At 44.0% G+C, this 13,559-nt stretch carries 11 protein-coding genes; 9 read left to right on the forward strand and 2 right to left on the reverse strand.

What is annotated here, in order from left to right; translation table 11 throughout:
• Positions 1-183 precede the first annotated feature (183 nt).
• On the forward strand, positions 184-1,896 hold the full coding sequence (gene narQ / locus ACJB0T_RS04470; protein WP_479294557.1) for a nitrate/nitrite two-component system sensor histidine kinase NarQ: 1,713 nt from the start codon (positions 184-186) through the stop codon (positions 1,894-1,896).
• 47 nt (positions 1,897-1,943) lie between these two features.
• Positions 1,944-2,576, forward strand: a complete 633-nt coding sequence (locus tag ACJB0T_RS04475; RefSeq protein ID WP_112462514.1) for a response regulator — start codon at positions 1,944-1,946, stop codon at positions 2,574-2,576.
• A 189-nt stretch (positions 2,577-2,765) separates the two neighbouring features.
• Here the strand turns inward: ACJB0T_RS04475 and ACJB0T_RS04480 are convergent, their stop codons facing one another.
• Both ACJB0T_RS04480 and ACJB0T_RS04485 read right to left on the reverse strand, forming a co-directional pair.
• On the reverse strand, positions 2,766-4,196 hold the full coding sequence (locus ACJB0T_RS04480; protein WP_479293763.1) for a sodium-dependent transporter: 1,431 nt from the start codon (positions 4,194-4,196) through the stop codon (positions 2,766-2,768).
• 705 nt (positions 4,197-4,901) lie between these two features.
• Positions 4,902-6,773, reverse strand: coding sequence for a methyl-accepting chemotaxis protein (locus tag ACJB0T_RS04485; RefSeq protein WP_479293761.1), 1,872 nt, complete (start codon positions 6,771-6,773; stop codon positions 4,902-4,904).
• Positions 6,774-6,998: 225 nt separating this feature from the next.
• Between ACJB0T_RS04485 and ACJB0T_RS04490 the strand changes: the two genes are divergently transcribed.
• From ACJB0T_RS04490 to ACJB0T_RS04520, 7 genes are all read left to right on the forward strand, one after another.
• Positions 6,999-7,184, forward strand: a complete 186-nt coding sequence (locus ACJB0T_RS04490) for an aspartate racemase (RefSeq protein WP_479293759.1) — start codon at positions 6,999-7,001, stop codon at positions 7,182-7,184.
• Positions 7,150-7,461, forward strand: a complete 312-nt coding sequence (locus ACJB0T_RS04495) for a diguanylate cyclase domain-containing protein (protein WP_479293757.1) — start codon at positions 7,150-7,152, stop codon at positions 7,459-7,461. The genes ACJB0T_RS04490 and ACJB0T_RS04495 overlap by 35 nt, the downstream gene beginning before the upstream one ends.
• Positions 7,462-7,536: 75 nt before the next feature.
• Positions 7,537-8,454, forward strand: coding sequence for a LysR family transcriptional regulator (locus ACJB0T_RS04500; RefSeq protein WP_479293755.1), 918 nt, complete (start codon positions 7,537-7,539; stop codon positions 8,452-8,454).
• Between the two features lie 95 nt (positions 8,455-8,549).
• Positions 8,550-9,164: a LysE family translocator gene (locus ACJB0T_RS04505; protein WP_479293754.1), complete on the forward strand. Its 615-nt coding sequence runs from the start codon at positions 8,550-8,552 to the stop codon at positions 9,162-9,164.
• A 74-nt stretch (positions 9,165-9,238) separates the two neighbouring features.
• A complete protein-coding gene (locus ACJB0T_RS04510) occupies positions 9,239-9,925 on the forward strand; it encodes a COG3650 family protein (protein ID WP_479293753.1) in 687 nt (228 codons plus the stop codon).
• 232 nt (positions 9,926-10,157) lie between these two features.
• Positions 10,158-11,096, forward strand: a complete 939-nt coding sequence (locus tag ACJB0T_RS04515; protein WP_479293752.1) for an ABC transporter substrate-binding protein — start codon at positions 10,158-10,160, stop codon at positions 11,094-11,096.
• 2 nt (positions 11,097-11,098) lie between these two features.
• Positions 11,099-13,495: an EAL domain-containing protein gene (locus tag ACJB0T_RS04520; RefSeq protein ID WP_479293750.1), complete on the forward strand. Its 2,397-nt coding sequence runs from the start codon at positions 11,099-11,101 to the stop codon at positions 13,493-13,495.
• The last annotated feature ends 64 nt before the right edge of the window (positions 13,496-13,559 follow it).

Here is a 13,559-nt window from a genome sequence, read left to right on the forward strand (position 1 = left end):
TAATAGTCATATGAATTGTAGTTTTCGACACATTTGTATAAATACCTCCTAGGAGGTAATTGAGTGTTAAGCTTGTTTTGGATCAATAAATTACTGACAATAGATAGATAGTGTTGCCTTCAACTAAAGCCTATTGGATACGAAGGTGTTTGCGGGCATTTGATAGTTTGATGAGATGAATGGATTATGAAAAAACCGACAAAATCCGTCACTGGTACTATCGCGAAGGCGATGATTTTAATTTTGTTGCTCTCGTTAATCACAACCAATTTCGCGATTTTGACCTTAGCATCGAGTTTGAACGATGCAGAAGCGGTCAATGTGTCGGGCTCTATGCGAATGCAAAGCTATCGATTGGCAAACGACATTCAAATGGATTCACCTGAGTATCAAATCCATGTGGAGCAATTTGAACGTTCCTTGTACTCACCCTCTATGAAAGCGCTCCAATCTTGGGATGTGCCAGAGGAAATTACTCAAGATTATTATCAAGTCATCATACGTTGGCATGAACTCAAGAAAATCTTGATGAGCGAAGACCGCCAGCAATATTTGCACCTGGTAGCAGACTTTGTAGATGGTATTGACCACTTCGTACTGCAGCTTCAGGAACATTCGGAAAACAAGCTGATTCGTTTAGCGTGGGCGGGTGGTATAGGTTTGGGCGGGATCCTTATCGTTGCTATCTATGTAGTATTGTTTGTACGTAAGCAGATTGTAAGGCCGTTAGGCCAGTTAATTTCAGCCAGTGAGCAGATTCAAAATCGCTACTTTGATGTGAAGGTTGATCTACGGTCTGACAATGAGCTTGGTATTTTAGGCCGTGCTTTCAAAAACATGGCCGATGACTTGGGTAAACTTTACCGAGGGTTAGAGGATGCGGTAAATGAGAAAACACATAAGTTGCAGCATGCTCATCAGTCATTGGAAGTGCTTTATCAATCGTCCCAAGAGCTCACAGCCACACGTATATCTCATGAAAACTTCAGAGCCATCCTTAGTTACATCTACAGTATTGAAGGCATAACGGCAGTTGAGCTTCAAGTTTCTGAAGTAGAGGGCACACCATGGGTAGCCAGTGAAGGTCGATTCAATGGCAATTCTGAACGCATTAAGACTCTGAGACTCGATGGTGAAACCTTAGGGCAATTGCGATATCAAATTGGCTTGCCTTGCCCTGATGAACAGCTAGTGGACAACTTTGCGCAAATTTTAGCGCGGGCGGTTTACTACAATAAATCACAGCGGCAGACCGAACAGCTTATATTGATGGAAGAACGAGCGACAATCGCGCGTGAGCTTCACGATTCTTTGGCTCAGTCGCTGTCTTATTTAAAGATACAGGTTACACTGCTCAATCGCTCTATTAGCAAGGAGTTTGGCAGTCTTGAGGGCAGCCGCTCTGCTGTCGTGCTCAAGGATATACGAGAAGGTTTGGATAATGCTTACATCCAGCTTAGAGAGCTACTTACTACATTTAGGCTATCAATCAAAGAAGGCACGTTTGGAGAAGCGTTAACAGAAATGCTGAATCAACTCGATAGCCAAACCTCCGCCGATATAGCGTTAGATAATCAAATGTCATCTTTGGAGCTAGGTGCCAATGAGCAAGTGCACATACTGCAGTTGATTCGAGAAGCTGTGCTAAACGCGATTAAACATGCACAAGCCTCAAAAATTCAGGTCTCCTGTTTAGACGAAGACAATGCAGTGGTAACGGTAAAAATAACCGATGACGGCGTAGGGTTCGATCAAGCGATGGAGAAGTTGGATCACTACGGAATGAGTATAATGAAAGAACGTGCAGCGCGCTTAAACGCAGATTTTTCGATACATTCTGTGAAAGAGCAGGGGTGTGAAGTGCGATTCACGTTTCAACGAATAGATGCAGTATAGAATGTTTTCTGTACCGCAAAAATATAACCAAGCTAAGGAGCCACTCAGTGAGCGAATGTAAAGTCATGTTAGTCGATGACCATCCATTAATGAGGCGCGGAATTGGTCAGTTGCTCAGCTTTGAGGATGACTTTGAAGTCGTCGCTGAAGCTAGTAATGGCTCAGATGCTGTAGCCTTGGCCAAAGAAATAGAACCGGATTTGGTGCTTCTCGACCTCAATATGAAAGGCATGTCGGGTCTAGATACGCTAAAAGCGCTTCGTGAAGATGATTTCCAGGGCTTTATTGTCATCCTGACAGTCTCCGACATTCCTGCCGATATCGATTCGTTGGTGAAAGCCGGTGCCGACGGCTACTTACTAAAAGACACTGAGCCAGATGAGATAGTCGAACTGCTTCGTGGTTTAAGTGATGGCAGCAAAGCGTTTAGCGGTGCGATCAAAACGTATTTGAGTGAGCGTGCGAATGTCAGTGATGTGTTTACCACACTAACAGAAAGAGAGATGCAAATTCTTAAAGAGGTAGCGAAAGGGTTTAGGAATAAACAAATCGCAGACCGCTTGTTCATCTCTGAATCGACAGTCAAAGTACACATGAAAAGCTTGTTGAGAAAGCTGCAAGTACCATCGAGAACAGCTGCAACAATTTTATATCTAGAGCGTTATGGTGAAGCTAAATAGCGCTGATTGAGCTGCTGCGTTCAAACAAGTGATGAACCCAATTCCCGACCTAGAGTCGGGAATTTTTTGTACATATCGATACCTATCTGACTATTCTGTCGCATCACTGGTCAGTCATATCTCTGGGATCCACGGATAAAAAAAAAGCCCCCACCATTAGGTGAGGGCTTGATAGATTTTAGTGTGTTGTTACAGCTTCTTAGAAAGCACACCAGTCAATGCGATGATGCCGATACCCATCAGCATGATAGGGCCCTTGCCGCTGTCGAAACCGCTAGAGATACCTGCCAACGCTACGATAGCTACTGCTACAGGGATAACAAACTTAACTAGGTTGTACCACAGACCGAATAGTGGGAATTTAACTTCACCATCGTTAGTGATCTCTTTCTCTAGTTCTTCGCGGCTTAGTCTCCAGCCAGCGAAGATACATACCAACATACCGCCAACCGCTAGGAAGATCTTATCCGTCATTAGGTCGAAGATATCAAACGCGCCAGTATCAAACAGAGTAGGACCTACGCCACCAAGCGATAGTGATGCAAACACACACAATACTGCCATTACTGCTGCTGCAGACAGAACCGCTGTTGAACGCTTAAGGCCTTTCTCGTCGATTAGGTAAGACACGACAACTTCAAGCAGAGATACAGAAGAGGTTAGTGCTGCTACCGTTAGACCTACGAAGAATAGTAGTGCGAAGATAAGACCAACGCCGCCCATTTCAGCAAATAGCTGAGGAACAACGACGAATACTAGACCAGGACCTGCTGCAGGCTCCATACCCAGAGCAAACATTGCTGGGAACATTGCGATACCCGCTAGGATAGCAACACCCGTGTCCATGGCCGTAACCATACCTGTCGTTTGAACTAGGTTCTCTTTCTTCTTCAGGTAGCTACCGTATGTGATCATACAACCCATACCAAGACTTAGAGAGAAGAATGCTTGACCAAGTGCTGCAAGCACAACGCCGCTATCTACTTTCGAGAAGTCTGGGCTGAATAGGAACTCAACACCTGCCATCGCGCCAGGTAGTGAAAGACCTTTCACAGATACAATGATTAGGATAAGGAATAGGATCGGCATCAGGATCTTACCTGCTTTTTCGATACCACCAGAGATACCACGGCTAACGATGATGATATTCATTAGCAAGTAGATACCCATCCAAAGAAGTGGTTGCACAGGGTCTGTGATGAAACCACCAAAGCTATCACCGATTGCTTCAGGTGTGCTCAATAGGCCTGTGGCGACTTTCTGAACATAAGCAAGCGCCCAACCACCTACTACAGGGTAGAAACCCATGATAAGTAGACCACTTAGTACGCCAATTACCCCAACAAATGTCCAGCGACCGTCTGTTGATTTAAAAGCACCAACTGCACTGCGGCCAGTCTTACGACCAACAGCAAATTCAGTCAGCATTACACTAAAACCAATGAAAATAACAAATGCAAGATAGATAACGATGAATGCACCACCGCCATTTTCACCTGCTGTGTATGGGAATTTCCAAATATTACCAAGACCTACAGCAGAACCTGCTGCGGCCATTACGAAGCCAAGCTTCGAACCCCAATTGTCGCGGGGTGCTGCGTTTGTGTTGCTCGTTGCCACGATAACTCCAATTAATCTGTTGTGTTTGTCCGTAACTTTGGCGCCGAAACGTTGTGTGTATTTTTTTATATACACTTTCTAAAAGTTGTAGAGGCGCGCTAACGGTGACAAGTAAACCAGTTTATGGTTGCAGTTGGAACCCTTAAAAGTGTTTTTTTCTGACTTTTGTAGGAAAAATGTTGTCAACTGCTGATTATTTAAACGTTGAAGATGTGTGTTTCTATAAAGTTTCACGCGACCAGCATCAATTTCTGATTTTCAATGATCGCTCCGTTGCATATTATAGGCAATGATTCTGAAGAAATTTAGATTTTTAGCATGAGTGTGTTCAACACCGACAAGTTACAAGGTGAATATAATCTGCTAGTGATCGACTAACATTTCATCTATTACGCGCTAAAAATGCATGTTTACTCACAAGGTATTGGAGTAAAAAAGCGAATAATTTATGTTGTTTTCAATGTCAATTAATGGCTGTTATTTTTCTTCTGTGTGGAGTGTAAAAAATACATTCCGCTCAGTCGGCCAGAAGTTTCGATGAATACTTACAAGGTAGTTAATAATTCTAGTTATTTCCAGATAGTGCCGACAAATAATCTTTTGCAAGAAATCAAAGGAGAAAGGAAATAGCTTGCAGTGGGGGAATGGGAATGAGAGGGGAGAGATGTGCCTCTATTCGGTATCGTGAATAGAGGCGCTAATGGATTACACTTTAAAGCGGCTTAGGATAGCTTCTTGTTGGTGTACATTCTCAAATTGATCTGTCATTGCAGTGTTCGCGCCATCAGCAGCTTCAGATACCTGTTCGCTAAGATCTTTAATTTTAACCGTATTGGCGTTGATTTCTTCGGCGACGAGGCTCTGCTCTTCAGCTGCAGCGGCAATTTGCATGTTCATGTCAGAGATCTGCGCAATAGATTGGCGTATACGCTCTAGTGCATCGTTTGCAAACTGCGCGCGGTCTACAGCGAGCGTTGCACTGTCTTTACTTTGTGCCATTGCTGCCGATACCGAATGTGCGCCAGATTGAAGTTGCTCGATCATGCTGCGAATTTCGGTCGTTGACTCTTGCGTGCGCTGTGCTAGCGTCCTAACTTCGTCAGCTACCACGGCAAAACCGCGTCCGGATTCGCCAGCACGTGCTGCTTCAATCGCAGCGTTTAACGCTAGCAGGTTAGTTTGATCGGCAATGTCGTTGATGACTTTAAGAATCGTTTCAATGTTGTCTGTGGCTGTTTCTAAGCCCTGAACTTCAATGACAGCTTCCTCAATACTATTTGATAGGTTAGTAATGGCGCTTGTGGTATCCAGCACGACTTCTGAACCTTCTTGAGTTGCACTGTCCGCTGCTTGCGCTGCGCTTGCTGCACTTTGTGCGTTATTAGCAACCTCTGATGATGTACTTGCCATCTCATTCATTGCAGTAGCGAGTTGCTCTAGTTCTTGAAGCTGCGTATTCATCGCTATTGCTGAGTGCTTCGCACCCTCAGTCGTTTGTTGCGTTAACGCCAAAATCTTAGTAGAGATTTGTTTAGACTGAATAATCTGCTGCTGAAGGTTCCCAGTAAAGGTGTTAAAGCCTTTAGCGAGGTCGGAAAATTCTTCATCTGTATTGGTATCAAGGCGATGGGTCAGGTCACCATTACCATTAGCCATATCTTGAATTGCCGCATTAAGGTCATTGAGTGGACGCATCAGGAAGCGAATCAATACGGTTAGCGCGATGACGCTAACGATTAGACCAATGACAGTAAATAGAATCGATTGATTACGCATGTTACTGATTGCAGAAAATGCGATACTTTTATCAATGATTGCACCGACGTACCAGTTCTCTTCAGGTACTTGCACTAGATTGACTTGGTAGTCTTGGCCTTTGATAGATAGCTGCTGAGCGCCAGATTGTAGCTGAATACCTGGAACAAACTTAGTCACCGGTTGACCGTTGAAGCTGCTATCAGGGTGAGCAATGGTCATACCTTTGTCAGTTACGACAAACAAATACCCTGCACCAAATAAATCGGTTTGATTCACGAGATCAGCCAAGGTTGTTAAAGTCACATCAAAGACAACGCTGCCAATAAAGCGACCGGAGTCGTCGTTAAGTGCAGAGCCGAGTGAAATGATGACGTTTTTTGTCGATGAGTCGACATAGGGGTCGGTAATGATAGTGCTATTGATCTGTTTTGCTTCTTGGTACCAAGGACGTGTACGCGAGTCATAGCTGCTATCTGGTACCCATCCGTCGTTGCTGATTAGAGAACCATCAGCTTCATAACCGACACCAACGGCTTGAAAACTACTTTTCAGTGTAGGAGTCGTGATGACGTTGGTGATGAATTCGCGATTTTCAGGATTGATTTCTAGAGATTCAGTTACCGAACTCGCGATATCACGCTTGGCATTTAAGTCATAGGTAATGGTGTTTTTAATGCCTGTTGTCAGCTCATGGATACTGCTATCAATGTGATCTTGAAGCTCACTACGTACAGTAACCAACTGAGTAATACCCAAGGTTGAGACGGTAACGAGCAGTAATGCCGCTGAAGCGGATACGATTTTGTGGCTAAATTTCATACTACGTCCTAGATTCGCTAAAACTATTGATCTATTGGTTGGCTGACATTGAATGTATACAAGGTGCTATGAGATGGATTTATTATTAAGAACACTGTTTTGTATAACTTGATATTGTATCGGTACCAGAGAGGGATTCTTTAGCTTTTTGAGTCACTAATTTCATTGCCTCTGACTGATTTCGTTGGGTATAGTCAGACGTTAGGTAGACGACAAGGAATCAAAATGAAAACAATTGGTCTGCTTGGTGGAATGAGCTGGGAATCGACAGCGAACTATTACAAAGCAATTAATGAAGGTGTAAAGGTAGCGAAAGGTGGGTTCCATTCCGCCAAGATTGCGCTTTATAGTATCGACTTTGCTGAAAATAGAAGTAATGCAGCGAAGTGGTGGTTGGCATGCTGCGGCTGAGCATTTGAGTCAGGCTGCTCTTTCAGTTCAGGCGGCAGGTGTTTCCAAGCAGCTTGCAGAAAACATTTGCCGCGCTGCAAGAGAAATAGTACTTGAGGAAATAGATTATCAAATGGTGACGGTAAGTGTTGGTTGTGTCATCTATCAAAATGCGAGTGACTTTAAGACGCTGTATGAAGCCGACAAACTCATGTATGCTGCTAAAAAACAAGGCAAGAACCAGGCCGTCATCGAATATCTGCCTTCAAGTGTTCAGATTATCCAGTCGGCGAAATAATCGTTTTTAGCCACCGTAGGGGGATACCGCAGCTCACTATGTTGGGGTAGGGTGTTCGACACAGCACGTGGGCCTATGAATAACAAAACCAATTTAAATTTACTCTACACATTGCAAGTGCTGCTCGCAGAGCGTCATGTCAGTCGAGCTGCATTACGATTGAACCTAACACAGTCGGCGGTCAGTCGTCAGTTGAGTCAGCTTCGTGAGATCTACCAAGATCCATTACTTGTGCGTGATGGTAGCCACTATGTTCTTACTCCACGCGCCCTAAAGCTCAGCAATGAGATTGAACCTCTTCTCGATAATATTCAGCGTGTGCTCGGAAATGACGAGTTTGATCCCAAGCACTACCAACAGACCTTAACGTTTTCATCCTCCGATTATGTGGCTCAGTATATCTTCCCAGAACTGGTAGGGCGCATTGGAGAAAGCGCGCCATTAATGGACTTTTCCTATCGTCTTTGGGAGCCCAATTTACTGCAGCGCCTAGGAGATACTGACGTTCAGCTAGCTTCAACTATGCTGCCGGAAGCAGCAAGCGGTTTGAGCTCACGAAAAATTGGTGAAGACATACCTGTGATTGTGACGCGCCAACATCATCCACTGACAAGTCGTAAGACTCTGAGGTTTTGTGATTTGGAAGCCTATCCTCACATTCGTATTTCAGCGGGGGGTGATAAAGACAGCTTTCTTGATTCAGCAATGAAAAAGAAAGGCCTGGAACGGAGAATTTTAGTATCAACTCCATTTTTTAGCTCAGCTTTTGCGATGCTTTCACAAAGTGATGGATTGCTTACGTTGCCAGAGCATATTGCTGTAAACCTTGCTAAGCAACTTGGGCTACGCATCTTCGAACTGCCATTCACTCCGCTTAAACACCTCTACTGGCTAATTTGGCACCCGAAGTATGACCAAGATCCTGCACACACTTGGTTACGTGAACAAGTACTAGCGCATATGCGCACCTCGATGTACTCGGTTCGAGAGTAACCGCTATGATCTAAAGTCATGATGGCAATGATAAATCGTGATTTCAAATCATTAAGGCTGAATGGTAGATTGAAGCTCAACGGAGGAAACAATCTATGAGCTTCACTATTTGGTTATCACTGTTGGCTATTTGTCTATTGGGGGCGATGTCGCCGGGTCCGAGTCTGGCGATTGTCGCCAAACATAGTTTAGCTGGAGGCAGACAGCATGGCCTTGCAACGGCATGGGCACACGCATTTGGAATTGGTGTTTACGCGCTCGTCACTGTCCTTGGTCTATCGGTATTGCTGCACCAGTTTCCTATGGTGTTTAAGGGGATTTCTCTATTAGGTGCCCTGTATCTCGCGTGGTTAGGTTATAACGCACTGCGTTCAAAAGGTGGGATAGTTGAGCGGTTAGAATCCGGCAAGCAAGTCTCAGTAATGAGTGCAGCAAAAGAAGGTCTTTTGATCTCACTACTCAGCCCAAAAATCGCTTTGTTCTTTACCGCATTGTTTAGCCAGTTTGTTGCCTTGGGGAGTGAGGTATCTGACAAAGCGATTATCGTCTTTACTCCATTAGTGGTTGATGGTCTGTGGTACACCTTAATCACTTTCATGCTGTCGTCACCCCGCTTGTTAACTAGACTGAAATCAAAAGCAAAGTTGATTGACCAGTTATCAGGATTGGTGCTTATTCTACTAGCAGTTCGCGTTGTGATGACCTTGTAATTGCTTAATTAAACTTGTGAATCACCGTTTACCTTCATAGACTTAGATAATTCCGATGTGCTTTGGAGAATCATGTGAAACGATCCTTTGTCTTTTTGTCTGTAGCTGTTTTATTGCAAGGTTGTAATGAATACACCAGCGAGCCACGCCCAGAGGTCTTTACGCTCGACAATATAGATAGACTGGTAGTAGAAGATATTCTGATTCCAGAAAAGCTGGACCCAAGAGACAGAGAGTATCGATATAAATCTGGCTCGGCAGATTTGAACAATGATGGCCGTGATGAGCTATTGGTACTGATGCAAGATCCCTATTTTTGTGGCTCAGGAGGATGTACAGCTTACTTGTTTGATGATACTGGAGCGATCCTTCATCGTTTAACTGTAACTGCGGTGCCCATCCTGCTCTCCAATCGCGTCAACAATGGTTGGAAGGACTTTTACGTATGGAGTGACGGTGCGTTGAGAGCACTAATTCACGATGGCAACAGTTATCCCACTAATCCCTCTGTGGCACCTGTGTATGATCGTCAACTTGAGTTGAGTGCTGCCAAGCAGCGTGTTGAAGTTCAACAGGTCTTCGTGCAAGACGGCTACGATCTCAAGCAGGTCGTCGATATGCCGATTTTTTATCCTGCTCACAGTTATCAGTTTATTTTTAAACATCATGGTGATACCGCCCATTTGTATCACGCTAACATCGATATGGTGACGGGGGAGATGCACATTGAGGCCAAACCCTCTTCTCAAGTTATTGAGTGAGTTTTCAAACTGATATTTCTCAATTATGAGAAGCACATTCTAATGAACTCCTATATTAGCTGTCCTAGTCTGTAAGAAATAACATCGCTAAAGGACTAGCTTAATGATTCTTTCCACTCTCCATCGTCATTTTTTTACACTCGGAATTGGGTTGTTAATATTGGTCAACGGGTCTGTGGCGTCAGCATCGGACAAAGCAAGAACAGTACACCTATATAATTGGGAAGCGTTTTTGTCTGAAGAAGTGATTCAGAACATAGAAACCGAACATCATTTACATATTGAGGAAACCTATTTCTCCGATGAGTCGGTGCGTGATGAGCTGCTGCTGAGTAAGCGCCGTAACTCTATTGATCTTGTTGTCATCGAAAGTGTTCGCCTAAATATGTTAGCTGACCAAGGCGCGATGCAACCGCTCACGGAGATAAGAACACAGCTGAAGCCGCGTTTTGACAATCGCTGGTTTGAGCAGTGTGGCGATTACGGTATTCCTTATGCTTGGGGAACCAGTGGATTACTGTATCGCAAGTCAGCTTTCGAAAAACCTATAGATTCATGGCAACAGCTGATTGAGCCTCAAGAACAGTTGCGTGGACGTGTGTCCATGTATTATCACCCCGTCGATCTAATTGGCGCAGCATTGCTCGCTGTTAATAAAGATCCGTTTACCGGTGATATCGATGATTTAAAGCTTGCCTATCAAGCATTAAAGAAACAGCGAGCTTATTTGAACTCGACCGAATATGTATTAGATGCAATTGATGATCCCAGTTTACTCGACAACACAGATTTGGCATTTGGTTTTTCCGGTGATGACTATGTTTTAAATGAGTTCAATACTGATCCAGATGGAGAATGGCAATATGTTGTGCCCAAAGAAGGCACGTTTGTTTGGGTGGAATGTTTGGCTGTACCATCAGGCATTATCACTAAACCACAAACCAAGCAGGCAATAGACTATTTAACTAGGCCAGATGTCGCGGCGAAAAACGCGCAAGATTCTTGGTTTTCTACACCAAACTCGAACGTCAAACGTTATCTTGATCAGGATTACTTAAGTGACCCTGTGATCAATCCATCTCCTGAGCTTATTGAGAAAAGCTACACCCACAGAGAGATTAGTGACCATGCCTTATCCGTCAGACAACGAATTGTGAAGGAACTTAAGTAACGATGAAGTTAGTTCAACGCTTACATTTTGCTTTGACTCCAGTTGTCGGTGCGTTGGTTATATCGGCAGGGATCATTGTTTACCTTTGGCAAGTGAGTGAACATCGGGCACTCGAGCGTGACCTTTGGTTAAATCGCCTATCCAGTGCTTTGATTGCGGCTGAGTATGAAAGCCGTGCAATCGGATTTCTCAGTGGTGAGCTTGCTGCATCAGAACAATTTGTTCGACATCTACAAGATACGGGTGATTACAGTGTAAGAAATTTTTTGGATGCGCATATTGCTTACCTAATGTCTGAGAAACGCACTGAGCAGATGGGCACCGTGCATCTATTTGTTATCGATGACCTGTTTACGATTACTGCTGCGAGTAGCGCGAGCGATCCTTTCTCAGCTCGTGAGTTACCGAGTGACATTTATCAAGTGGTGTTTGATACCCATGTATTAGTGACGCTTGGAGAGCCATTTACTCGAAAGAGAGAAGTGTATATTGCTGCTAATGGTGAGTTGAGGGCAACGGTCATCAGCGCGCATGATCCCGTTCACGCTCCGGGTGATAAACGTTCCCTAACACGAAAGAAGCGGAGCTTGTTGGTGATTGATGCGCCAATGCTTCAAATCAACAAATTGATTGAGACTGTGAGCCATCTTCCTGATGTGTCGTTGTCGTTTGGTTCGATCAAGGATTATGAGTCAGAGGTTTCTCACACTCATATTGAAAACGCGTTTATTGATGGCGAGGTATGTCAAGTCAGTGCTTTTGGCATCTCACTAGAACTGACTATTCTAGATAGCTATTACAGTCCATTTAAGCGTGAGCTATTGGCTCAGGCGCTAGGCTACGTTGCGGTGATTATAGTGACTTTGCTGTCGATTGTGCATATTGTGGTAAGGCTGAACGTTACTGGTCCAATACAAAGCTTGCTTGCAGACATTCAACGTGGAGGTCTAGAGCTTAGGTATTTTAAACGCTCCAAAGAGAATAGTGAGGTTGCGGTGTTGCGTAACGCCTACATTGATAGCTTGACCAAAGTAAAGTTCGAAGCTGAGTTTGATAATCTTACTAAGCTTGCCAATCGTAAATCCTTTATTGAATATGTTGATCAACGCGTAGCGAGCTACGCCAACGACAGCAGTTATTTAGTTGCTTGGGACATTGTTAATTTTAGACGCATCAATGACATCCATGGCCAAGACTACGCTGATCAGCTTTTGGTTCGTCTTAGCGAACAACTGCTCTTACTGACCAATCACAATCAGAACAAGCTGGGGGTAGGTTGCAGTGATTATTCAATGAGTCGCTATGGGTCAAACACTTTCTGTGCGGTATTAACATCCCCCAATTTAGACAACGCTAAAGCGCTGGCTACTTTATTCAGAGCACGCTTTTTCCAAGCCTTTCAGTCTTCAGGCTTTGCCTCTCACATTGAAGTTGCAATGGCGTTGATACCGCTAACCAACAATCAGCATGTGCAGATGTGGCAAAAAGGCGTAGAAGAGGCGCTGAGCAAAGCAAAACAGATCACTAACGGTTTACCCATCAGTGTGTTTGACGATGATCTACTTAGTGAGTTGAGCAGAAAAGCAGACATTGAGAAACAACTACTCAGTTGCATTAAAGATGGTGCATTTGAGCTTAATTATATGCCCTTAGTTGACTCGAACACCCTAGAAGTTGAGAGTATTGAATGCTTAATTCGCTGTCCTGTTTTGCGAGACAAAGGGGTTGGTCCCGATGAGTTTATTCCTATCGCAGAACAAGCAAATGTAATCATTGAGATAGATAAATGGGTATTAGACAATGCTCTGTTTGAATTAGTTAAAATGACCAAAGAGTGCGGCTACACTGGTTGTATATCGATTAATATGTCCGCTTTAGAGTTATATAACGACAGTTTTATTGAACACTTGTGCAGCGTTTGCAGCAGCCATGGTGTCGAATACCACAGAGTTATATTAGAGATCACCGAGACCAGCTATGTGAAGAGTACGCAGGAGACGATTACAATGATCCGCTCGCTACGTGATTTAGGCTTTAGGATCTCTGTTGATGATTTTGGCACAGGTTTTACTTCCATCAATCAATTGCTTCACTATCCAGTGGATGAACTCAAAATTGACAAGACTTTTGTCGACCTAATTCTTTTGCAAAGCGATGAAAAGAAAATGCTCAAGTCTATTATTGCGTTAGGGCACAGCTGTGGTGCCAAAGTGGTGGGAGAAGGGGTGGAGACCCAACTGCAGAAAGAGTATTTGAACTCATTAGGGTGTGACTACTTACAAGGTTTCTATATAAGCAAGTCATTGACATACATAGGCTTTTGTAACTTCTATAACAGGCTTAGCTCCAACTCAAGGAGTGAAAATGTAACTGAGTTAACCGTTCGTAGTGATGGTTGATTAAGCAGTCCAGATGACGACGAAAAGCGGTCTGCCTGCTCCGTATCATAGCGGTGAGGCAAAG

The sequence above is a fragment of the Vibrio sp. CB1-5 genome, from assembly GCF_059412285.1.